At 71.6% G+C, this 20,870-nt stretch carries 23 protein-coding genes; 9 read left to right on the forward strand and 14 right to left on the reverse strand.

All coding sequences use genetic code 11. From position 1 onward, the window contains the following. Positions 1-369, reverse strand: a complete 369-nt coding sequence (locus H4696_RS19595) for a hypothetical protein (protein ID WP_086856380.1) — start codon at positions 367-369, stop codon at positions 1-3. Positions 370-474: 105 nt separating this feature from the next. Between H4696_RS19595 and H4696_RS19600 the strand changes: the two genes are divergently transcribed. Then, positions 475-912 (forward strand): QcrA and Rieske domain-containing protein, encoded by a 438-nt coding sequence (locus H4696_RS19600; RefSeq protein WP_086856381.1) that lies wholly within the window; start codon positions 475-477, stop codon positions 910-912. A gap of 70 nt (positions 913-982) precedes the next feature. On the opposite strand, the gene H4696_RS19605 is transcribed toward H4696_RS19600, so the two are convergent. Both H4696_RS19605 and H4696_RS19610 read right to left on the reverse strand, forming a co-directional pair. Further along, positions 983-1,438, reverse strand: coding sequence for a PTS sugar transporter subunit IIA (locus H4696_RS19605; protein ID WP_086856382.1), 456 nt, complete (start codon positions 1,436-1,438; stop codon positions 983-985). Beyond that, complete coding sequence (locus tag H4696_RS19610) at positions 1,435-1,674, reverse strand: PTS sugar transporter subunit IIB (protein WP_033262862.1); 240 nt, start codon at positions 1,672-1,674, stop codon at positions 1,435-1,437. Before H4696_RS19610 ends, H4696_RS19605 begins: the two co-directional genes overlap by 4 nt. 243 nt (positions 1,675-1,917) lie before the next feature. Here H4696_RS19610 and H4696_RS19615 point away from each other — a divergent pair, with 243 nt between their 5' ends. The 5 genes from H4696_RS19615 (at position 1,918) to H4696_RS19635 (ending at position 6,613) form a co-directional block, all read left to right on the forward strand. Then, positions 1,918-2,706 carry a GntR family transcriptional regulator gene (locus H4696_RS19615; RefSeq protein ID WP_086856383.1) on the forward strand — a complete coding sequence of 263 codons (789 nt, stop codon included), beginning with the start codon at positions 1,918-1,920 and terminating at the stop codon, positions 2,704-2,706. After that, the gene (locus tag H4696_RS19620; protein WP_086856384.1) at positions 2,703-3,938 is read left to right on the forward strand and encodes a PTS transporter subunit EIIC; all 1,236 of its coding nucleotides are present in this window, start codon (positions 2,703-2,705) and stop codon (positions 3,936-3,938) included. Before H4696_RS19615 ends, H4696_RS19620 begins: the two co-directional genes overlap by 4 nt. Positions 3,939-3,979: 41 nt before the next feature. Beyond that, complete coding sequence (locus tag H4696_RS19625) at positions 3,980-4,246, forward strand: HPr family phosphocarrier protein (protein ID WP_086856385.1); 267 nt, start codon at positions 3,980-3,982, stop codon at positions 4,244-4,246. A gap of 76 nt (positions 4,247-4,322) precedes the next feature. After that, positions 4,323-5,138 (forward strand): serine hydrolase domain-containing protein, encoded by an 816-nt coding sequence (locus tag H4696_RS19630; protein WP_086856386.1) that lies wholly within the window; start codon positions 4,323-4,325, stop codon positions 5,136-5,138. Continuing rightward, positions 5,135-6,613 (forward strand): alpha/beta hydrolase, encoded by a 1,479-nt coding sequence (locus H4696_RS19635; protein WP_086856387.1) that lies wholly within the window; start codon positions 5,135-5,137, stop codon positions 6,611-6,613. The genes H4696_RS19630 and H4696_RS19635 overlap by 4 nt, the downstream gene beginning before the upstream one ends. Positions 6,614-6,803: 190 nt before the next feature. Here the strand turns inward: H4696_RS19635 and H4696_RS19640 are convergent, their stop codons facing one another. Both H4696_RS19640 and H4696_RS19645 read right to left on the reverse strand, forming a co-directional pair. Further along, a complete protein-coding gene (locus tag H4696_RS19640) occupies positions 6,804-7,736 on the reverse strand; it encodes a D-2-hydroxyacid dehydrogenase family protein (protein ID WP_086856388.1) in 933 nt (310 codons plus the stop codon). Positions 7,737-7,740: 4 nt separating this feature from the next. After that, a complete protein-coding gene (locus H4696_RS19645; RefSeq protein ID WP_086856389.1) occupies positions 7,741-8,934 on the reverse strand; it encodes an endonuclease/exonuclease/phosphatase family protein in 1,194 nt (397 codons plus the stop codon). 79 nt (positions 8,935-9,013) lie between these two features. Between H4696_RS19645 and H4696_RS19650 the strand changes: the two genes are divergently transcribed. Both H4696_RS19650 and H4696_RS19655 read left to right on the forward strand, forming a co-directional pair. After that, positions 9,014-9,418 (forward strand): hypothetical protein, encoded by a 405-nt coding sequence (locus H4696_RS19650; protein ID WP_086856390.1) that lies wholly within the window; start codon positions 9,014-9,016, stop codon positions 9,416-9,418. Between the two features lie 25 nt (positions 9,419-9,443). Then, entirely contained in the window at positions 9,444-10,103 is a 660-nt protein-coding gene (locus H4696_RS19655; RefSeq protein WP_086856391.1) for a TetR/AcrR family transcriptional regulator, read from the forward strand. On the opposite strand, the gene H4696_RS19660 is transcribed toward H4696_RS19655, so the two are convergent. The 7 genes from H4696_RS19660 to H4696_RS19690 form a co-directional block, all read right to left on the reverse strand. Further along, entirely contained in the window at positions 10,090-11,334 is a 1,245-nt protein-coding gene (locus tag H4696_RS19660) for a GrpB family protein (protein ID WP_086856392.1), read from the reverse strand. The two genes, H4696_RS19655 and H4696_RS19660, sit on opposite strands and share 14 nt — an antisense overlap. A gap of 43 nt (positions 11,335-11,377) precedes the next feature. Further along, a complete protein-coding gene (locus tag H4696_RS19665) occupies positions 11,378-12,205 on the reverse strand; it encodes a shikimate dehydrogenase (RefSeq protein ID WP_249026840.1) in 828 nt (275 codons plus the stop codon). 16 nt (positions 12,206-12,221) lie between these two features. Continuing rightward, a complete protein-coding gene (gene mltG, locus H4696_RS19670) occupies positions 12,222-14,486 on the reverse strand; it encodes an endolytic transglycosylase MltG (RefSeq protein WP_192782418.1) in 2,265 nt (754 codons plus the stop codon). After that, positions 14,483-14,911 carry a Holliday junction resolvase RuvX gene (gene ruvX, locus H4696_RS19675; RefSeq protein WP_249027271.1) on the reverse strand — a complete coding sequence of 143 codons (429 nt, stop codon included), beginning with the start codon at positions 14,909-14,911 and terminating at the stop codon, positions 14,483-14,485. The genes mltG and ruvX overlap by 4 nt, the downstream gene beginning before the upstream one ends. 64 nt (positions 14,912-14,975) lie before the next feature. Further along, positions 14,976-17,636 carry an alanine--tRNA ligase gene (alaS, locus tag H4696_RS19680; protein ID WP_086865268.1) on the reverse strand — a complete coding sequence of 887 codons (2,661 nt, stop codon included), beginning with the start codon at positions 17,634-17,636 and terminating at the stop codon, positions 14,976-14,978. 73 nt (positions 17,637-17,709) lie between these two features. Next, a complete protein-coding gene (locus tag H4696_RS19685) occupies positions 17,710-18,015 on the reverse strand; it encodes a hypothetical protein (protein ID WP_086865269.1) in 306 nt (101 codons plus the stop codon). After that, on the reverse strand, positions 18,012-18,398 hold the full coding sequence (locus H4696_RS19690; RefSeq protein WP_086865270.1) for a DUF948 domain-containing protein: 387 nt from the start codon (positions 18,396-18,398) through the stop codon (positions 18,012-18,014). Before H4696_RS19690 ends, H4696_RS19685 begins: the two co-directional genes overlap by 4 nt. A 129-nt stretch (positions 18,399-18,527) precedes the next feature. On the opposite strand from H4696_RS19690, the gene H4696_RS19695 reads away from it, so the two are divergent. Then, positions 18,528-19,415 carry a hypothetical protein gene (locus H4696_RS19695; RefSeq protein WP_192782419.1) on the forward strand — a complete coding sequence of 296 codons (888 nt, stop codon included), beginning with the start codon at positions 18,528-18,530 and terminating at the stop codon, positions 19,413-19,415. A gap of 98 nt (positions 19,416-19,513) precedes the next feature. Here H4696_RS19695 and H4696_RS19700 read toward each other — a convergent pair whose 3' ends face one another. Both H4696_RS19700 and H4696_RS19705 read right to left on the reverse strand, forming a co-directional pair. Further along, positions 19,514-20,359 (reverse strand): NAD(P)-dependent oxidoreductase, encoded by an 846-nt coding sequence (locus H4696_RS19700; protein ID WP_086864535.1) that lies wholly within the window; start codon positions 20,357-20,359, stop codon positions 19,514-19,516. A 26-nt stretch (positions 20,360-20,385) separates the two neighbouring features. Continuing rightward, positions 20,386-20,763, reverse strand: coding sequence for a VOC family protein (locus H4696_RS19705; protein ID WP_086864536.1), 378 nt, complete (start codon positions 20,761-20,763; stop codon positions 20,386-20,388). Positions 20,764-20,870 lie beyond the last annotated feature (107 nt).

A 20,870-nucleotide genomic window follows, 5' to 3' on the forward strand; every position in this document is an offset into this window, starting at 1 on the left:
TCAGGCCGAGACGCGACGCCGGTCCTTCACGAACAGCAGCGCCAGGCCGCCCACGATGCAGACCGCCTCGGTGATGACGCCCCAGTACTCGGGCTGGCTGTTGAACTGGTCGTGGTTGCCGGCGAAGCCGACGGTCGCGGCGAGCACGTACGCGCCGAGCGTCAGCACGCCGAACCCGAGCGCGCCCAGCGCCGGCAGCCAGTGCCGCCAGGCCAGCACCGCGATCGCGATGACCAGGCCGCCGATCGCGTCCAGCAGGAACAGCGGGCCGACGATGCCCGGGTAGTCCTCGGTCCACAGGAAGTAGTGCACGCCCGCCGAGCCCAGCAGCGCGGCCGCCACGACGATGCGCAGAACCCAACCCACCATGATCGTTCCTCCACTCCACACCCACTCGGCTACATACACGGAGCAGGGGCCGATCCGGTTCACCGCGGATTGAACCGATGCGGTGCCGATCCCGTTCATAAGGGCATGACTGCCGAACTGCACTCCCGCCGCACCGTCCTCACCACGGGTGCCGCCGTCGCCGGTGCCGCCGTCGGCGCCGTCGCGCTCACCGCCTGCGGTTCCTCCGACGACGCCAAGTCCGGCACCGCCCAGGCCCCGATCGCCGCCGGGACGCCGCTGATCGCGCTCGCCGACGTCCCGGTCGGGGAGGCCAAGGCCGCCAAGGCCCCGGACGGCTCCGACGTCATCGTGGCCCGGTCGTCCGAGTCGGCCTGCGCGGCGTTCAGCGCGATCTGCACGCACCAGGGCTGCACGGTCACCCCGAAGGGCGCCGACCTGGTCTGCCCCTGCCACGGCTCGGTCTTCAACGCGCTGACCGGCGAGGTCAAGCAGGGCCCGGCGAACAAGCCGCTGCCCAGCGTGCCGGTCAAGGTGGAGAACGGGAAGGTCGTGACCGGCTGACGAGCCGGGCGCACGCGAAGGGCCCTTGTGGACGGTCGTCCGCAAGGGCCCTTCGTGTGACAGAAAGAACTCAAGCGTCCCAGGCGAACAGCTTTTCGCCCGCCGCGACGTCGCGCTCGGCGTCCAACGCGGACAGCACGTCCGCCGAGGCGTCCAGAGCGACGACCGGGACGATCGCCGAGTAACCCGCGGCGGTCACCGCCTCCGGGTCCCAGCTGACGACCGGCTGGCCGGCCCGCACCTGCTCGCCCTTGACGACGTGCAGCGTGAAGCCCTCGCCCTTCTCCTTGACCGTGTCGATGCCGAGGTGGACCAGCACGGCCTTGCCGTCCTCGGTGGCGATGACGTAGGCGTGCGGGTGCAGCGTGGCGACCGTGCCGTCGACCGGCGCGACCGCGTCCGAACGCCCGCCCGAGGGCTGCACGGCGATGCCCGGGCCCACCATGGCCTGCGCGAACACCGGGTCGGGGACCTCGGTGATCGGCACCACGTGCCCGGCGACCGGGCTGAGCACCTCGAGGCTCACAGCAGGTCCTCGATGTCGCTGGCGATGGTGTCCGCCTCCGGCCCGACGATCACCTGCAGGGCCGTCGACCCCATCTTCACCACGCCCATCGCGCCGGCCTTCTTCAGCGCCGCCTCGTCGACGAGGCTCATGTCCTCGACCTCGCAGCGCAGCCGCGTGATGCACCCCTCGACCTCGGTGAGATTGCCCGCGCCGCCGAGTGCCGCGAGGATCTTTTCGGGCCTGTCATCCGCCATCGCGGTCTCCTTGATCACTGTTTGTTCCCAACCTGACGCGAACCGCGTGTCCACCTGTACTACGCCGTTCGTCGGCATGCACCCCGCCGCGGGCCACGAACGGATAACGGTGGTTGACACCCGTCCGCACGGCGGAGCATCCTGCCCCATCAGATCATTGGTCTAGACCGGAACGTACCAATGTTCCGGCCCGGACGCGAGCACCGGTCCCCCGGTGACACGAGAACGAGGAGGGTGACGCCGATGAGCGCGGCCGCGCACGTCCCGCCACCCGACCGGGTCGTCAACGGGCCCACGCCCAAGCACGCCCAGCTGCGGGAAATCCTCCGCCGCACGGTGGAGCGAGAGCTCCCGCCGGGTGCACCGATCCCGTCGGAACGCGAGCTGGCCCAGCGCTACGGCGTGTCGCGGCTCACGGTCAGATCGGCGATCGGCAAGCTGGTCGAAGAGGGTCTGCTCGCCCGGGTCCGCGGCAAGGGCACCTTCACCGCGGCCCGGCGGATGGAACTGCAGCTGTACCTCATGTCGTTCACCGACGACATGCGGCGGCGGGGGCTGGCCCCGACGACCGAGGTGGTGTCGGCCGCCACCGAGGTCCCGCCCACCGCCTCGGCCCACGCCCTCGGCCTGGCCGAGGGCACCCCCGCGCACCACCTGGTGCGGCTGCGCCACGCCGACGGCGTGCCCCTGGCCGTCGAGCGGGGCTGGTACCACGCGGGCCGGGCTCCCGGCCTGCTCGAGCTCGACCTGACCCAATCCATTTACGCGCAGCTGGCCGAGACGTACGGTGTGCGTCCCGACCAGGCGTGGCAAACGGTCTGGGCCGAAGGAGCGGACCGCGAGACGGCCCGGCTGCTCGGCATGCGCGCCGGCAGCCCGCTGCTCGTGTTCCGCCGGGTCTCCAGCGCAGGCGGCGACCCGATCGAAGACATCACGTCCTGGTACCGGGGAGATCACTACCAGGTGACCATGCAGTTGGACCGGAACACCCCGGAACCCGGTCAACCACCCCACTATGGAGGATCCAGATGAGCTCCACCACCGCGGAGGGGGCGAAGAAGAGCGGCAGCGGTCTCGCCGGTCTTCAGCGCTTCGGCCGTAGCCTCATGCTCCCCATCGCCGTGCTCCCGGCGGCGGGCATCCTGCTCCGGTTCGGGCAGGACGACATGCTCGGCAAGGACGGCCTCGGCTGGAACAAGGTCGCTTCGGTGCTCGGCGCCGCGGGCGGCACGCTGTTCAACTGGCTGCCGCTGCTGTTCGCGGTCGGCATCGCGGTCGGCTTCGCCAAGAAGGGCGACGGCTCCACCGCCGTCGCGGCGGTCGTCGGCTTCTTCGTCTTCAGCTCCGTCGTCCAGGTCTTCGCCCCGCTGAGCGACCTGCCGAAGTACACGGCGGGCGTCACCGAGCTCCAGCCGATCAAGTGGCCGTACTCGGTGCTCGCGGGTGTCGTGGTCGGCGTCGTGGCGGCGTTGCTGTGGCAGAAGTACCACCGCATCAAGCTGCCCGCCTACCTGGCGTTCTTCGGCGGCCGCCGGTTCGTCCCGATCATCACCGCGGGCGTCATGGTGATCCTCGGCGTGATCTTCGGCCTGGTCTTCCACTGGGTCAACAGCGGCATCGAGGCCGCCGGTGACGCGGTCACCGCCGCCCCGGTCGTCGGTGGCGGCATCTACGGCGCGCTGAACCGCCTGCTCATCCCGGTCGGTCTGCACCAGCTGCTGAACGTCCCCGTCTGGTTCATCTTCGACGGCGGCGACATCAACAACTTCGTCGCGGGCAAGATGTCGGCGGGCTCGTTCACCACGGGCTTCTTCCCGATCTTCATGTTCGCGCTGCCCGCGGCCGCGCTCGCCATCTGGCAGACGGCCCGCCCGGCGCAGAAGAAGGTCGTCGGCGGTGTGATGATCGCCGGCGCGCTGACCTCGTTCCTGACCGGTGTCACCGAGCCGATCGAGTTCTCGTTCATGTTCGTGGCGTGGCCGCTGTACCTGTTCCACGCGATCATGACCGGCACCTCGCTGGCGATCTGCAACGCGCTGGGCATCCACCAGAGCTTCAACTTCTCCGCCGGCGCGATCGACTACCTGCTCAACTTCGGCGCCCCGGCGGCGCAGAAGCCGTGGCTGCTCATCCCGATCGGCCTCGTCTACGCGGTGATCTACTACTTCGTGTTCCGGTTCGCGATCGTCAAGTTCAACCTGCGCACCCCGGGCCGCGAAGACGACTCGATCGAGGCCGACCTCGACCGGACCGCCGCCGCGTAACATTCCCTACGACGTAGAACCCCGTTAGCGAGAGGACGAACATGCCGGAGAAACGCGTCGCCGTGGCGAGCAAGGTGGGCCTGCACGCCAGGCCGGCCGCGCTGGTGGCGAAGGCGGCCGCGGCGCAACCCGTCGCGGTGCAGATCGCCAAGGCCGGCGGGAGCCCGGTGGCCGCCGGCAGCGTGCTCAACCTGATGACGCTCGCCGCCGGGTACGGCGACGAGGTCATCATCAGCGCCGAGGGCGAGGGTGCCGAAGCGGCCGTGGAAGCGGTCGCGGAGCTCGTCGCCACCGACCTCGACGCCTGAGACGGCGAAACCCGCGAAGGCCCCCGCACCGATCCCCGACACCGGTGCGGGGGCCTTCGTTTCGTAGGGTGGGCGCATGGAGAGCCTGCGCCTGATCGACGAGTGGCCGGTGGACAACGCCGCGACGGCCGTGGTGGCGGCGGACGGGAGCGTCGCGGGGCGCCACGGCGACGCCGCCCGGAAGTTCCGGCTGGCCTCGGTCAGCAAGCCGCTGACCGCCTACGCCGCGCTGATCGCGGTCGAAGAGGGCGTCGTCGAGCTCGACACTCCGGCCGGGCCCGAAGGCTCGACCGTGCGGCATCTGCTGGCCCACACCTCCGGGCTCGCGTTCGACGCGCACAAGGCGATGGCCGAGCCGGGCACGCGGCGGCTCTACTCCAACGCCGGGTTCGAGCAGCTGGCCGACGCGCTGGCCGAGCACTCCGGCATCCCCTTCGCGCAGTACCAGGCCGAAGCGCTGTTCGCCCCGCTCGGCATGACCTCGACCACGCTGACGGGTTCGCCCGCCTCCGGCGCGGAGTCCACTGTGGACGACCTGGTGGCCTTCGCCGCCGAGCTGCAGGCGCCCAAGCTGCTCGACCCCGCGACGGTGGCCGAGGCCACGAACGTCGTCTTCCCCGGCCTGTCCGGCGTGCTGCCCGGGTTCGGGCACCAGAAGCCCAACGACTGGGGCCTCGGCTTCGAGATCCGCGACCACAAGAGCCCGCACTGGACCGGCGCGAACAGCTCGCCGCGCACCTTCGGGCACTTCGGCCAGTCGGGCACGTTCCTCTGGGTCGACCCGGACGCGGGCGCGGCCTGCGTCGCGCTGACCGACCGCGCGTTCGGCCCGTGGGCGGCCGAGGTCTGGCCGCGCTACACCGACGCCGTGCTGGCGGAATTGGGCGCGTGAAGCGGGTCCTCCTCGCGGCCGTCCTGCTGGCCGCCGCCTGCAGCGCGCCTCAAGCCGCCCCGGCGCCCGCACCGACGTCTTCGCCGGAAACCGCTCCACCGGCGCTGGGCACGAACGGCGCCGCCGTGCCCGCGCTGCGCTGGACGCCGTGCCACGGGCCGTTCCAGTGCTCGGGCGCGGCCGTGCCGCTGAGCTACCGCGAGCCGAAGGGCGCCACGATCACGCTCTCGGTGATCCGGCTCCCGGCGAGCGACCCCGGACGGCGGCTCGGCTCGCTGTTCTTCAACTTCGGCGGCCCGGGCGCCGACGGCGTCGGCGAGCTGACGCGGTTCGCCGCCCGCTACCCCGAGGAGCTGCGCGCCCGCTTCGACCTGGTGAGCTTCGACCCGCGCGGGATCGGCGGGTCTTCGCCCATCAGCTGCCCGGGCGCCGACCACCTCCCGCCCGCCGGGTCGCCGCTGCGGCAGCCGGACGCGTTCTTCGCGGCGAGCGCCGCCACCGGCCGGGCCTGCGCCGCCTCCGGTGCCCTGCTGAGCCATTTGTCGACCGCGAACGTGGCGCGGGACCTGGAGCTGCTGCGCCAGGCCGTCGGCGACCCTTCGCTGAACTTCTACGGCTACTCCTACGGCACGTACCTGGGCGGCACGTACGCGAACCTGTTCCCGGACAAGGTGCGCGCGATGGCCCTCGACGGCACGCTCGACCTCGTCGCGAACGCCACCGGCAAACCCGGCCAGGAGAAGCAGCCGGTGGACGTCCGCGCCGACGTCGCCGGGGCGCAGCAGCGCGAACTGGACCAGTTCTTCGCGGTGTGCGCCGCGGCCGGGCCCCGGTGCGCGTTCTCCGCGGGCGACCCGAAGCAGCGGTTCGCCGGGGTCTTCTCCCGGGCGTCGCACGGCCAGGGCGTGGGATCGCTGATGCGGACGGTCGACAGCGCCCTGTACCAGTCCGGCCGGTGGAAGCGGCTGGCGCAGACCCTCGCGGCGATGCCCGCGGATCCGGGTCCCGCGGCGCCGGTCCTGGACCCGTACGTGCCGACGCACTCCCCCGGGTTCCTGGCCGTGCAGTGCGTCGACAGCGACAACCCTGCTTCGGTCGCCGACTACACCTCGCTGGCCGCTCGTGAGAGTGCGCGTCAGCCGTATTTCGGGCTGGGGTCGGTGTTTTCGATGGCCCAGTGCGTGGGGTGGCCGGCACACGACGAGGACCGGTACACCGGGCCGTGGAACCGGCCGCGGAAGAACCCGGTGCTGGTGCTGAACAACCGCTTCGACCCGGCGACCCCGCTGCACAACGCGGAGGCGACGGCGGCAGAACTGGGCGACGGCCGGGTGCTCGTCGTCGAGGGGTACGGGCACACGTCGCTCGACGCCCCGAGCGCGTGCGCTTCGGCGGCCGTGGTGCGGTACTTGACGGATCTGGCGGCGCCGGCCGCCGGGACGACCTGCGCCCCGGACGCGGTCCCGTTCCCGTGAGCGGGGAACAACGTTCCGCCCCTGTTTCTCACTCACGACCAGCCGGGACTCGCCGTTCAGCCGAACGGCCGACACCGGCAGGGTCTTTGGACCCTGCCGGGCGAGATCCGCGGATGATGTCATGGTTCTCGTGCGGGCCCGCCGCTGGGCCGGTGCGGGGACCTCGGGCCCCGGCGGGCCGCACGCCCAGCTAGTCCATCAGCCGGATCGGTTCCCCCGCCTGGTAAGCCGCGATGTCCTCGACCGCGTCGCCGTAGAAGATCTCGTAGGTCTCGCGGGCGACGAAGCCGAGGTGCGGGGTCAGGACCGCGTTGTCGAGTGTCCGCAGTGGATGGTCGGCCGGGAACGGCTCGACGTCGTAGACGTCCAGCGCCGCGACCCGGATCTCGTTGCGGCGCAACGCGTCCACCAGCGCGGCCTCGTCGACGATCGGGCCGCGGGAGGTGTTCACCAGCATCGCGCTCGGCTTCATCGCCGCGAGTTCCGGCGCACCGACCAGGCCGCGGGTGCGGTCGCTGAGCACCAGGTGGATCGACAGCACGTCCGAGCGCGCGAACAGCTCCTCTTTGGACACCGCCGTGACGCCGTGCGGTTCCGCCTTCTCCGGCGTCAGGTTCTGGCTCCAGGCGATGGTCTCCATCCCGAACGCCTGCCCGATCTTCGCCGCGCCCGCGCCGAGCCGCCCGAGGCCGAGCAGGCCCAGCGTCTTGCCGTGCAGCATGGTGCCGACGGTCGTCTGCCAGCCACCCTCCCGCATGGACCGGAACTCCCGCGGCAGGTTCCGCGCCGCGGCGAGGATCAGCGCCCAGGTGTGCTCGGCGGTCGGCTCCCCCAGGTAGCCGGTCCGGGACACGACGACGCCGTTGCGCCGCGCCGCCGGGACGTCGATGGCCGCGTTGCGCGGGCCGGTGCTGACCAGCAGCTTCAGGTCCGGCAGCCGGTCGAGCACGTCCGCCGGGAACCGGGTGCGCTCGCGCATCGCGACGATCACTTCGAAGCCCTGGAGCTGCGCCACGACGTCGGCGAGGGGCTCGGTGAAGACCGTGATGTCGGCCTTCAGCGAGTCCCAGTCGCCGAACGTGAGCGCGACGTTCTGGTAGTCGTCGAGGATCGCGATGCGCATGATCTCACCGTAGTGGCACGCCGACGTCCACGCGGACCAAGTGGTGGTCGGAGGCGTCGTTGAGCCGGGCCAGCGGGTCGGACGGCACCGGCCAGAACACCTCGGCGTGCCAGGGCAGCAGGCCCTTCGACGGCAGCACGTAGTCGGTCCGCAGGTTGCCCGGGGCGACGTCGTTGAAGTCGCCGGTGTCGTAGAACGGGTCGCTCTTCTGGGTCAGGTTGGCCCCGCCTTGGGCCTCGGCGGCGAGCACCGCGCCACGGCTGCCCGGGTGCGTCTCGATCACCCGGCGCGCGTCCAGCAGCTGGTCGATGGCGCCGGGGACGCTGTCGCCGTCGAGCGGGTCGGAGTTGTTGTCGCCCGCCACCACGAAGCGTTCGGACGCGCCCAGACCGCCGCGGTGGCCGCGGTCGTCGTAGATGTAGCCGCCCTTGCCCGGTGTGACGTAGTCGGCCCAGAAGCGGATCTCGTCGTTGTTGCGGGTGCCGTTGCGGTCCTCCGGGCCGTCGAAGCTCGGCGGCGTCGGGTGCGAGACCAGGAAGTGCACGGTGGACCGGCCGATCTTCAGCGGCAGGTCCCAGTGCGACTTCGACGACAGCCGCAGCACGTCCAGCACGGCGGGGCCGTACCAGTCGTGCGGCGCCGGTGTGGCCGGGTCGTCGGGCAGCAGCGCGCCGGGCATGTCCTTCCACAGGAAGTGCTGGAACGTCCGGACGTGCGCGAGGTCGATCGGGTACTTCGACAGCACGAGCAGCCCGTACTGGCCCTCGAAGGCGCCGAAGCCCTGCGCGTCGTTGCCGCCGCCGACCGTGCCGCTGCGGTCGAGGTCGAACCCGGTCGGCACGCCCGTGTTGACCGGCGCGGTGTAGGCGTACGGGTAGTCGATGGGCTTCGCGCCGTTCTGGCCGACCGCCAGGTAGTTCTTCCGGAACAGGTCGGCGGCGGCGTTGCCGGGCACGTAGTCGAACTCGTTGATCAGCTGGACGTCGGCGCGGTTGCGCTGGACGACCTCGGCGACCTCCTGAGCCTGGGCGTTGCCCGGCGTCGAGAGGTCGGCGACGAGCTGGCCGGCGGCGGCGCGGTTGAGCGACGCGTTGAAGGTGGCGAAGCGGACGTTGGTGCCGAAACCGGCCTCGGCGGTGGCGGGCACGAAGAGCGCGGCGAGGGCGGCGATCGACAGCCCGGCGGCGATGCGTTTCACGGTGGTGACCTTACCCTCTTGAACGTGTTCAAAATGCGCGCTACCGTCACCTTGAACACGTTCAAAACTTGGAGGAACCATGGACCGCATAGTCCTCGCGTACGCGCTCTACCTGCTGATCAGCATCCCGCTGACCGTCCTCGTGGCCCGGACGCTGAGCAAGCACGGCCGCACCTTCCTGACCGAGGTCTTCGCCGACAGCCCGGGCCTCGCCACCGCCGTCAACCAGCTGCTGGTCGTCGGCTTCTACCTGATCAGCCTCGGCTTCGTGACGCTGTTCCTGACCAGCCACGCGACGGTGCTCAGCGCGCGCGAGGTGTTCGAGCTGCTCTCGGTGAAGGTCGGCACGGTGGCGCTCATCCTCGGCGTGATGCACCTGGTGAACGTGCTGGTCTTCAACGGCATCCGCCGCCGCCACCTGGCCCCGAAGCCCGCGCCGGCGCCCATCCCCTATCCGGGGATGCCGCCCTTCCCGCAGCACTGACGGAACCGGCGCTAACGTGCAGCCCGTGGCCAAGAGCGAGGAAACGCGATCCCTGATCGTCACGACGGCGATGCGGCTGTTCACCGAGAACGGCTACGACCGCACGACGATGCGCGCGATCGCCGCCGAAGCGGGCATCTCGGTCGGGAACGCGTACTACTACTTCTCGTCGAAGGAACAGCTGATCCAGGGCTTCTACGACGAGATCGCGCGGCAGCACCTGGCCGCGTCCCGCCCCCTGCTGGCGGGTGAATCCGGCTTCGCGGCCCGCCTGCGGTCGGTGCTGCTGTGCTGGCTCGACGTCGCCGAGCCCTACCACCGCTTCGGCACCCAGTTCTTCGTCAACGCGGCCGACCCCGAGTCGCCGTTGAGCCCCTTCAGCGACGACTCGTCGGCCGCCCGCGAGGCGTCGATCGGCCTGATGCGCGAGGTGGTCGAGGGTTCGGACGTGAAACTCGATCCGGAGCTGCGGGGGCAGCTGCCGGAGTTGCTGTGGCTGTACCAGATGGGCGTGGTGTTGTTCTGGGTGCACGACCGGTCGGCGGGGACCAAGCGGAGCCGGATGCTGGTGGAGCGGAGTGTGCCGTTGCTGGCCCGGGTGGCGGCGTTGTCGAGGCTGCGGGTGTTCCGGCCGGTAAGCCGGGAGATCGTGGACCTGATCCAGGACCTGACTAAGCGGGACTGACCGCCCGGAAGTACAGGAACCTCGGTTTCGTCCGCAGGTTCGCCGTCCACTTCGGGTCGGCTTCGTCGGCCTCGGGAACCGGCATCGGCTCCTCCAGCCGGTCCACCACGAAGCCCGCCTCCCGAACCGCGTTGAACGTCCAGCTCAACGGGCGCCGGTAAAAGCGCACCACCTGACCCGCCGGGAATTCATCCTCCAGCAGCTCCAGCTCGAAGTAGTTCTCCCGCTCGAACCACCGCCAGTCCTCACCCGGGTGATGCACCGAAAACACCAGCACCCCGCCAGGCCGCAGCACCCGCCGGAACTCCGCCAGCGTCGGCCCCCAGTCCTTCAAGTAGTGCAGCACCAGCGAAGCAGTGATCACTTCGAAAGAACCGGACTCGAAAGAAAGCGGCTGAGTCACATCCGCAACCTCGAACCGCGCGACGTCACCGAACTTCCGCTGGGCCACCGAAACCATCCCCGGGCTGGCATCCACCCCCAAGACATCCGCACCCCGCGCAGCCAGCAACGCGCTCAAATGCCCAGCAGCACAACCAACATCGAGAACACGTCGACCCGAAACCTCACCCGCCAGCGAAACGATCGCCGGCCGGTCGTACAACGCGTTCGTCACCGACGTCTCCGCGTGCGACGCGTACGCCTCACTGAAAGCGTCGTACTGCTCGGCCCGAGCCCGGCCGAGGATCTCCTCCACCACCTCGGTCTTCGCGTCCGCGTAGTTCTGGATGTACTGCCACTCCCGCGCCGCGAGTTCCCGCTTCTTCGCCGCGTACAGCGCCAGCTCCGACGGATGCGACCGCAGGCGATCCCGGAACAGCCGGTAACGCGGCGTCTGGCCGTTGCCCGGCGAATACACGTGCAGGTTGATGTTCGTGTCCGGCCCCTTGAACATCCGGTGCTTCTCCCAGTCGGGCTCCCGGATCGTCAACCGGTACCCCGCCGCCTCCAGAGCCGGGACGTACGCGTTCTCGTCGTCGGAATCCGGGACTTCCAGCAGGATGTCGACGATCGGCTTCGCGCACAGGCCGGGCACCGACGTCGAGCCGACGTGCTCCAGCACCACGACCCGCTCCCCCAGCACGCCCCTGATCCGCGCGGCTTCGCGCTCGAAGAGCGCCGGCCACGCCGGGTCGTAGTCCACCAGCGTGACCGTGGAGTTGAGTTTCGGTGCCTCGCCGACCCACGCGGCGGCGATCTCGGCCTCGCTCTGCGCTTCCTGGCTGCTCATCCCGTGCAGACCCCCTTCTTTTGGGCAGCCCGCCAGAATAGCGTCAGTCGATCGGCAGCGGCAGCAGATTTCCGGTCGCTTCGCGCAGCGCGTCCCGCATCGCCGCGCGCGGGGCCGGGCGGCCGGTGAAGTGCTCGGACTGGCCGAACGCCTGGTGCAGCAGCATGTCCAGGCCCGTCGCGAGGCGGCCGCCCCGCGCCGCGACCGCTTCGGCGAGCGGGGTCGGCCACGGGTGGTAGATGACGTCGAGGACGTGCCCGATCGCCGCCAGTTCCGCCGCGTGCGGGGCCACCGCCGGCGGCGGGACCGTGTTCACCAGGACCGCCGAGGACGCCAGCGACGCGAAATCCGTGTCGGACCAGCGAAGGACGTCGACGTCGAGCGCGGCGCGCTTGGCCGCGTCGAGGGTTTCCGCCGCCCGGGCCGGTTCGCGCACCACCAGGCGCACCCGGCGGACGCCGAGGGCCGCGAGGCCGACGACCGCCGCCGCCGCGGTGCCGCCCGCGCCGAGGACCACCGCCGTGTCGCCCGGGGACGGCTCGTAGCCGCCCGCCGCGCGCAGGGCTCCGGTGACGCCTTCGACGTCCGTGCAGTCCGCGAGCCAGCCCTTCGGCGTCCGGACCAGGGTGTTGGCCGCGCCGACCGCCGCCGCGCGCGGGGTCACCTCGGCCGCGTGGTCGAGGGCCGCGCGCTTGCCCGGCATGGTGACCGAAAGGCCCGCCCACTCCGGGCCGAGACCGTCGACGAACGCCGGGAGCTCCTCGGCGCTCGTCTCGATCCGCTCGTACGTCCAGCCGGTCAGGCCGAGCGCGGCGAACGCGGCGCCGTGCAGCACCGGGGACAGCGAGTGCGCCACCGGCTTGCCGAGCACGGCCGCCTTGCGGGGCTCAGATGACACCACGATCCCTGGCCAGGTCGCGGTTCTTGTTGTGCTCGTCGTTGGTGACCGCGAAGCAGGACAGGCCGTTCTTCTCGCACTTGACGAAGTAGACCCAATCGCCCGCCGCCGGGTGCACCGCAGCCTGGATCGCGTCCGCGCTCGGCACCGAAATCGGCGTCGGCGGCAGCCCGTTGATCTTGTACGTGTTGTACGCGCCGGACTTCACGCGGTCGCCCTCGTTGGTCAGCAGCGTCGGCCGGTCCAGCACGTAGTTGACCGTCGAGTCCATCTGCAGCCGCATGTTGATCGCCAGCCGGTTGTAGATCACCCGCGAAAGCTTGCCGAAGTCGGCCTTGACCGCTTCGCGCTCGATGATCGACGCGATGATCAGCGTCTGGTACGGCGTCATGCCCGGACCGGTCGACTGCGGGCTCAGCCCGGCGTTCTGGATCGCCTCGGTCGAGCTCTTCACCAGCTGCCCGAGGATCTCCTGCGCGTTCGCCCCGGGCCGGACGTCGTAGAGGCCCGGCGCGATCAGGCCTTCCAGCCTGCGGTCCTTGCGGTCGGCCTTGTTCGCCGGCTCGATCGCCCAGTCCGGCACCCCGAGCGTCTTGAGGTCCGCGCCGTCCACGGCCTTGCGGAAGTCGTCGGCGGACACGCAGGTGCTCTTGCCGTCGAGCTGCGCGCACGACGCCTTCGCCAGCAGGCTGAACACGCCGGGCGTGACCTTGCCGTCGGGCTGGGTGATGTCGTCGAACTGCGTGTACGGCCGGATTTCCAGCTGGCCGACGCGCGAGGACGGTGTGGTGATCCGGTCGACCGCGCTGGCCCCGGACATGTGCGACTTCATCACGTAGAAGCCGTGCTGGATCCGGGCCAGCTTCGGGTTGTCCTCGCCGGCCTTCACGAACGCCTTGCCGCTGGCGACGATGCCCGCCGTGGCGAGCTTCGCGCCGATCGCCGACGTCGAGTCGCCGTCGTCGACCTGGAACAGCACGTCCCCGTCGCCGGCGCCGTCGAAGTCCTCGTAGCCGAAGAACTTGGTGAAGCCGTAGTAGGCGCCGCCGGCGAGCAGGGCGATCACCGCGATCGCGGCGACCCAGCCCAGGAAGCGCTTGCCCTTCTTCTTGCGGGGCTTCGCCGGCTCGTCCTCGTAGTCGTCGTACTCCTCGTCGTACGCGGCCTCGTCGTCGTAGTCGTCTTCGTACTCGTCGTAGTCCGCGTACTCGTCGTCCTCGGCGAAGAACTCGTCGGGTTCCTCGTGGGCCGGCTCGGCCGGCGCCTGCGCGGGGATGATGTCCGTGGGCGGGTCGTCGCGCACCGGCGGGGGCGGCGGACGGCGGCGCCGCGGCGGTTCGGCACCGGGTTCGGGCACGCCGACAGGACGGTCACCCGGCTGGCGGGGCCGCCGCGGGGCCTCGGGAGCCGCGAGCCGGGGATCGAACTCGGCCTCGGGATCGAGGGCCGCGCGGCGGCGGCGTGACTCGTCGTCGGGCTCGGCGGCCCGGCGGCGGCGCCGCGGGGGCTCGTCTTGGGGTCCGCCGTGCAAGTGGGCGATCTGCGCTTCGGCGCCCTCGTCGACGGGGCCGCCGCGCATCCGGGCAGCCTGCGCTTCGGCGGCCTCTTCCAGGTCGAGCATCGCCTGGTGCCGGCGCGCGGCCTCGGCTTCGGCCAGCTCTTCCGGAGTGGGCCGGCGACGGCGCCCCTCGTCCACCTCCGGATCCGGCATCGCCTGGCGGCGACGCGCGGCCTCGGCTTCGACCAGTTCCTCGGGACTGGGCCGGCGGCGGCGCGCGGCTTCGGCCTCGGCCAGTTCCTCCGGGCTCGGCCGACGACGGCGCGGCGGCGCCGCCTCGTCCGGTGCGGGACGGCGGCGCCGGGGCTCGGCGGGGTCCGGGGCGGCGCGACGACGGCGCGGGGCGGGGCCGTCGGCACCGGCGTCGAGGCCGTAGCGGGCGCGGGCCGGACCGGCGCGCTCGGCGTCACGGGGGTCGAAGTCCGCTTCGGCCGGCGGCAGCGGGGCCGGCGGCTCCAAGCGGCGACGGCGGCCGGACGGCGGGGCGTCGGGACCCGGCTCGGCGGAACGGCCGCGGCGGGAAGGCTGGGGCAGGTCGTACTCGCCGCTGTGCCGTGAGGCCTGCGGCAGTTCCTGGTACCCGCTCGCCCGCGGGTCGTCGCGGCGTGGTGCGGGACGGGACGGCGGCGGGGTGGCCGGTCCCGGCTCGCGCAGTCGCCTGCGTCCGCGGGGCAGCTCGGGGTGCTGCTCGTTCATCGGTCTCCCTCCCGGGCGCGGTGCGCAGCGGCGGCGTCGATCCAGGCCTGCAGGATCTCGACGGCGGCGGCCTGGTCGACCACCGCACGCTGCTTGCGGCCTTTGACCCCGCGCTGGGAGAGGATGCGGGATGCGGTGACCGTGGTCAGCCGCTCGTCGCCCAGCCGGACCGGCACGGGCGTGATCCGCCCGGCCAGGCGTTCAGCGTACGCGATCGCCAGCTCGGCCGCCGGACCCTGCCGGTTGGCGAGCGTTCTCGGCAGGCCCACGATCACCTCGACCACCTCGTGTTCGGTGACGAGGTCGGCCAGCCGGTCCAGATCACTGTCGTCGGTCGCATCGCGGGAGAGGGTAACCAATGGCGAAGCGAGCAGGGGGGCCGGATCGCTGAGCGCCACTCCGACCCGGACGGATCCGACATCCACCCCGAGCCGACGGCCGCGCCCCGGATCGTCCTTGCCTGGCCGATCCGGGCCGCGGTTTCCGCGGTTAACCAATGCCGGCGATCGCCGCGCGGAGGGCGGTGACCCCCTCGGCCGCACCGGCCGGGTTCGTGCCACCGCCCTGGGCCATGTCGGGCTTGCCGCCGCCCCGGCCGCCGATCTTCTCGGCGAACGACGGGACCAGCTTGCCCGCGGCGATGCCCTTGTCCTGGGCCGCCTTGGTCGTCGCGACGACGAAGCTCAGCTTCTCGCCGGCCGGCGAGAAGAGCGCCACCACGCCGGGCCGCGTACCGAGCCGCCCGCGGATGTCCGACGCGAGCGCGCGCAGGCCGTTGCCGTCGACGTCCGGGACGACCTCGGCGACGACGGTGACGCCGCCGATCTCCTGTGCCTTGTCGACCAGCGCGCCCGCCGAGCCCAGCACCTGCTGGGTCTTCAGCTGCGCGATCTCCTTCTCGGCGTTCTTCAGCCGGGTCAGGACGTCGTCGATGCGGCCCGGCAGCTGGTCCGACGGCACCTTGAAGGTGTTCGCCAGCTGCGAGACCAGCAGCTGCTCCTTGCGGACGTACTTCAGCGCGTCGGTGCCGACCAGCGCCTCGACGCGGTGCACGCCGGAGCCGATGGAGGCGTCGGAGACCAGCTTGACCAGGCCGAGCTGGCCGATCCGGTCGACGTGCGTGCCACCGCAGAGCTCGCGGGAGTAGTCGCCCATGTCGACCACGCGGACGTCGTTGCCGTACTTCTCGCCGAACAGCGCGACCGCGCCCAGCTCGAGGGCCTTGTCCTTGGTCGTGGTGTAGCTCTGCACCTCGACGTTGGTCTGCAGGTAGTCGTTGACCTCCTGCTCGACCTCGGTCAGCACGTCCGCCGACACCGAGCCCGGGGTGGTGAAGTCGAACCGCATCCGGCCCGGCGAGTTCAGCGAACCCGCCTGCGCCGCGCGCTTGCCGTACGCGCCGCGCACGGCCGCGTGCACCAGGTGCGTCGCGGAGTGCGAGCGCTCGATCGAGAGGCGGCGGTGCGCGTCGACCGAGCCGGTGACCTTCGAGTCGAGGCCGACCTCGCCGTCGACCACCTCGACGCGGTGCACGAACAGCCCCGGGACGATCTTCTGGACGTCCAGGACCTTCAGTTCGACGCCGTCGCCGAGCAGGACGCCGGTGTCGGCGACCTGGCCGCCGCTCTCGGCGTAGAACGGCGTGCGGTCGAGGACCAGCTCCGCCTTCTTGCCCGCGGAGACGCTGCGGACCGGCTGGCCGTCTTCGAGCAGCGCGACGACCTTCGCCTCGGCCTGCAGGTCGGTGTAGCCGAGGAACTCGGTCTCGCCGTGCTGCTCCAGGACCTTGCGGTACTCCGAGAGGTCGCCGTGGCCGGTCTTGCGAGCCGCCGCGTCCGCCTTCGCGCGGGTCCGCTGCTCGTTCATGAGCGTGCGGAAGCCGTCCTCGTCGACGGTCAGGCCCTGCTCGGCCGCCATCTCGAGGGTCAGGTCGATCGGGAAGCCGTAGGTGTCGTGCAGCTGGAAGGCCTTGTCGCCGGCCAGCACGTCGCCGCCGCCGCGCTTGGTCTCCTCGGCCGCGAGGTCGAAGATGCGCGAGCCGCTGGTCAGGGTCGAGAGGAAGGCCTCCTCCTCGATCCGGACGACCTCGTTGATCCGGTCGAAGCCGTCGACCAGCTCGGGGTAGGTCGGGCCCATGGTGTCGCGGACGACCGCCGCGAACGCCTGCAGCACCGGCTCGTGCACGCCCAGCAGGCGCGAGGAGCGGATGATGCGGCGCAGCAGGCGGCGCAGCACGTAGCCGCGGCCGTCGTTGCCCGGGGTGACGCCGTCGCCGATCAGCATGACGCCGGTGCGGGCGTGGTCGGCGATCACGCGGAAGCGGACGTCGTCGGCGTGGTTGCTGCCGTAGCGGCGGCCGGAGAACTCCTCCGCGCGGCCGATGACCGGGCGCACGAGGTCGGTCTCGTAGACGTTCTCGACGCCCTGCAGGATCGTCGCGACGCGCTCGACGCCCATACCGGTGTCGATGTTCTTCTTCGGCAGCTCGCCGATCGGCTTGTGCCCGAGCTTGGGGCTCAGCTCGCCGCGGACGTCCTGCATGAAGACGAGGTTCCAGATCTCGATGTAGCGGTCCTCGTCCGCGACCGGGCCGCCCTCGCGGCCGTACGCCGGGCCGCGGTCGTAGTAGATCTCGGAGCACGGGCCGCCGGGACCGGGCACGCCCATGTCCCAGTAGTTGTCCTTGCCGTCGCGCGCCTGGATCCGCTCGCCGGGCAGGCCGGTGAGCTTGCGCCACAGGCCCGCGGCCTCGGAGTCGTCCTCGTAGACCGTCGCCCAGATGCGGTTCGGGTCGAGGCCGTAGCCGCCTTCGCTCTGGGGCTTGGTGATCAGCTCCCAGGCGTTCTCGATGGCGCCTTCCTTGAAGTAGTCGCCGAAGGAGAAGTTGCCGGCCATCTGGAAGAACGTGTTGTGCCGGGTGGTCTTGCCGACCTCGTCGATGTCCGGCGTGCGCACGCACTTCTGCACGGAGGTCGCGCGCGGGTACGGCGGCGGCGCCTCACCGAGGAAGTACGGCTTGAACTGGACCATGCCGGCGTTGACGAACAGCAGGTTCGGGTCGTCGAGGATCAGCGGCGCGCTGGGCACGCGCGTGTGGCCCTTGGCCTCGAAATGGCGCAGGAAGCGATCGGTGATTTCGTGTGTGTCCACGGGTCAGTCCTTGTGCTGGTGGCGACGAACGGGGTCGGACGGCGGCGGCGGAAGGGTTCCGGGCAGGCCCGGATCAGCCTTCCGCCCGGCGAGCTCGCCGGACCGGGCGCCGCGCGGCGGCCGCGTGCCGTCCTTCGGCGCGGGGCGCCGAGACGCCCGTCCGCTCCTCGACCATGTCGTGCAACTCCTGCTCCCGCTCGTTCATGCCCGCGCGCACTTCGGCGCCGAACGAACCGACGGCGCCGGCCAGCTCGCGCACGGCGTCCCCCAGGTTCGATGCTAACCCCGCGGGAGTGGCCTGACGAGCCGTTTCGGCGGCCTTGCGGGAGAGCACCACGCCGGTGACCACGCCGACGCCGAGCCAGAACAGCCGCTTCACTTCGCGGCCTTCTTCGCGGCCTTCAGCGCGTTCTTCTTCTTGCGCGCGCGGATCGCCTTGGACAGGCCGTAGGACAGCGCCGCGGTCTTGACGAGCGGGCCACCCAGCGTCGCGGTGAACACCGACGTCAGCGCGGAGACGTTGCCGGTGACGGCCTGCGCGTTCGACGTGATCCCGTCCACCCGCTCGAGCTGGGTGTTCACGTGCGTGATCGTCTGGTTCGCGCCGATCAGCAGCGGGTCGGTGTTGCTGTTGGTGCGCTCGATCGCCTCGGTGGCCGCGTCCAGCGTCTTGCCGAGCTTGATCAGCGGGATCGCCAGCAGGACGACCAGCACCACGAATGCTCCTGCGGCGATCAACGCGGCGATCTGCCCTGCCGACACGGGCCCTCCTCGGATAAGCGGTCTTGGGTGCTGGTGAGGTTACCGCCTGGCCGGGTTCCCGACCGTGTCACCCCGCGCGGGCCGGAAAACGCCTCGCCCCGGTGCTCGCGGGAGCGGTACACCTGGGCGATGGGACACGACGAAGGACCCGTTTCGTTCAGAGTCCTTTCCGGGCCGGGCGGGGCGGCGGCCGACGTGCTGGCCGCGTTGCCCGGCGCCGACCTGACCACGGTCCAGCTGGAGATCGCCCGCCGCCGGGCGGCTCGCCTGGCCGGGCCCGACGTGCTGCGCCGGCACCGGGACGACCGGTTCGTGGCCCCGAGCCCGCTGCCGTCCGGGCTCCTGCGGCGGGTCGAGGACACGCTGCTCGTGGCGGCGTCGTCGTTCGAGCTGGTGACGCTTTCGCCGCTGACGCCGCTGGGGACGCACTCGGCGGTGACCGGCCTGGCCCAGCACCGGGTGGTCCCGACCGGCCGCGGCACCGAGGTGGCCGCCGACCCCACAGCGGGCCTGGCCCTGGAGGCGGCGGTCCGGCGCGCTTCGGCGTCCGTGGTCCGCCTGGCGACGGTGCAGCGGGTGGTCCGCGCCCAGCAGGTCGCCGCGGGGCTGTTCGCGCACTTTTCACTGTTCGGCGCGGTGACGGCGGGCCGCGACACCGGCAACCTGGGCTTCGAGCGGGAGCACGCCGCCGAGCACGCCCGGCTGATGGCCGCGGGGTGCCGGGCGCTCGGCGCGACGAAGGTTTCGCTCGGGGTCACGGTGCTGGATCCGCGGTTCGAGGGCCTGCTCGACGGCGCCGGGGTGCCGGTCCACCCGTTCCCGGACCGCGAGGGCGGCCGTGGCGGCTACTACGAAGGCCTCTGTTTCAAGGTGTACGCGGCCTTCGGCGGCGAACTCGCCGAAGTCGGCGACGGCGGCTTCACGCCGTGGACGCGGCGGTTGCTGGGGAACGCGAAGGAACGGCTGATGACGAGCGGCCTGGGTGTGGACCGCCTGGCGACGCTCCTCCCGGCCTGAAGCGCCCCAATGTGGCGTTCGGTGCGTCCAGCGCACCCAATGTGGCGTTCGGTGCGTCAGACGCAACCAACGCCACATTGGGGCGCTTGGGGCCGGGGTCAAGCTTCCTTCAGGACCGCGCGGTAGAGCGCCGCCATGTCCTCGTCGCCGTGGCCCGCTTCGACCGCCGCCTCGAGGTGGGACAGCACCGCGCGAGCGCCCGCCAGGTCGACGTCGTCGCCCGCGGCCGCCACGACCAGGCGTGCGTCCTTCGCCGCCAGCCCAGCCGGGAACGACGGCGGGTACTCGCCCGACAGCATCGCGCCGCCCTTGACGTGCGCGTAGCCGACGTCGAGGCCGCCGCCCGAGATCGTCTCCAGGAACAGCGCGGGGTCGAGGCCCAGCGCCTTGGCCAGGCCGAGGCTCTCGGCGGTCGCGTTGGTCAGCGCGAGCACCCAGGCGTTCACCACCAGCTTCAGGCGGCTGCCGCCGCCCGCGGGCCCGAGCCACTGCGTCTTGATGCCGACCGCGTCGAACACCGGGGTGGCCTTGGGCCGGGCTTCCTCCGGACCGGACGCCAGGACCTGCAGCTGCGCCTGCTCGGCGGGCTGCCGGGTGCCGAGCACGGGGGCGTCGACGAACACGACGCCGGCCTTCTCGGCGGCCGCGGCGAGCCGGTCGGTCCAGTCGAGGCCGACCGTGCTCATCTGCAGCCACAACGTCCCCGAAGCGGGCGAAGCGGCTTCGAACGCTTCGGCCACCGCGGGCCCGTCGGCGAGCATCGTCACGAGGATGTCCGCGCCCTCCGCGGCCTCAGCCGCCGAGTCGGCGATCGTGGCGACGTCGGCGAGGGGCTCGGCCTTGGCCCGCGTCCGGTTCCAGACCCGGACGTCGAGGCCCGCCTTGGCGATGTTGGCCGCCATCGGGGCGCCCATGATCCCGGTTCCCAGGAAAGCGACAGTCATGCCTTCATCGTGCCCAGCGGGCGCGCTCAGTAATCACCGAGGAGGCAGAACGGGTGGCCCGCCGGGTCGGCGTAGACGCGCCAGCCGCGGCCGCCGAGGTCGGGGTCGAGCAGCCGGCCGCCGTTCGCCAGGACGACGTGGTGGGACTCCCGGAAATCGTCCACCTCGAAGTCGAGGTGGAACTGCTGCGGGAACGCCGGGTCCGGCCAGTGCGGCGGCTGGTGGTCCGGCGCCCGCTGGAAACCCAGGACCAGGGCGCCCACGTGCAGCGTCGACCAGTCCTCGTCGACGCGCCAGCGCGGGTCCGGCCGGTCCACCTCGCCGCCGAGCAGGGCCTGGTAGAAGCGGGCGAGCACGAGCGGTTCCGGACAATCCAGGACGATGCACTGCAGCGTCGCGGGCACGGGTACGCCTCCTGCCGTCGCCGGGCCCGGTGCCGGGCCGCCTTGAAGGCCAGCAGCTTACGGAACCCGATGATCTTGACCGCCCCGGCCCGCGAAGGTGATCAGGC

It is taken from the genome of Amycolatopsis lexingtonensis, assembly GCF_014873755.1.
Taxonomy (GTDB): domain Bacteria; phylum Actinomycetota; class Actinomycetes; order Mycobacteriales; family Pseudonocardiaceae; genus Amycolatopsis; species Amycolatopsis lexingtonensis.

Bases quoted from the DNA above. Each gene is read 5' to 3' on its own strand.
- H4696_RS19600 (WP_086856381.1), top strand. From the start codon at position 475: ATGACTGCCGAACTGCACTCCCGCCGCACCGTCCTCACCACGGGTGCC.
- H4696_RS19695 (WP_192782419.1), top strand. From the start codon at position 18,528: ATGGGACACGACGAAGGACCCGTTTCGTTCAGAGTCCTTTCCGGGCCG.
- H4696_RS19650 (WP_086856390.1), top strand. From the start codon at position 9,014: ATGGACCGCATAGTCCTCGCGTACGCGCTCTACCTGCTGATCAGCATC.
- H4696_RS19660 (WP_086856392.1), bottom strand. From the start codon at position 11,334: ATGAGCAGCCAGGAAGCGCAGAGCGAGGCCGAGATCGCCGCCGCGTGG.
- H4696_RS19610 (WP_033262862.1), bottom strand. From the start codon at position 1,674: ATGGCGGATGACAGGCCCGAAAAGATCCTCGCGGCACTCGGCGGCGCG.
- mltG (WP_192782418.1), bottom strand. From the start codon at position 14,486: ATGAACGAGCAGCACCCCGAGCTGCCCCGCGGACGCAGGCGACTGCGC.
- H4696_RS19700 (WP_086864535.1), bottom strand. From the start codon at position 20,359: ATGACTGTCGCTTTCCTGGGAACCGGGATCATGGGCGCCCCGATGGCG.
- H4696_RS19620 (WP_086856384.1), top strand. From the start codon at position 2,703: ATGAGCTCCACCACCGCGGAGGGGGCGAAGAAGAGCGGCAGCGGTCTC.
- H4696_RS19640 (WP_086856388.1), bottom strand. From the start codon at position 7,736: ATGCGCATCGCGATCCTCGACGACTACCAGAACGTCGCGCTCACGTTC.
- H4696_RS19630 (WP_086856386.1), top strand. From the start codon at position 4,323: ATGGAGAGCCTGCGCCTGATCGACGAGTGGCCGGTGGACAACGCCGCG.
- H4696_RS19595 (WP_086856380.1), bottom strand. From the start codon at position 369: ATGGTGGGTTGGGTTCTGCGCATCGTCGTGGCGGCCGCGCTGCTGGGC.
- H4696_RS19625 (WP_086856385.1), top strand. From the start codon at position 3,980: ATGCCGGAGAAACGCGTCGCCGTGGCGAGCAAGGTGGGCCTGCACGCC.
- H4696_RS19615 (WP_086856383.1), top strand. From the start codon at position 1,918: ATGAGCGCGGCCGCGCACGTCCCGCCACCCGACCGGGTCGTCAACGGG.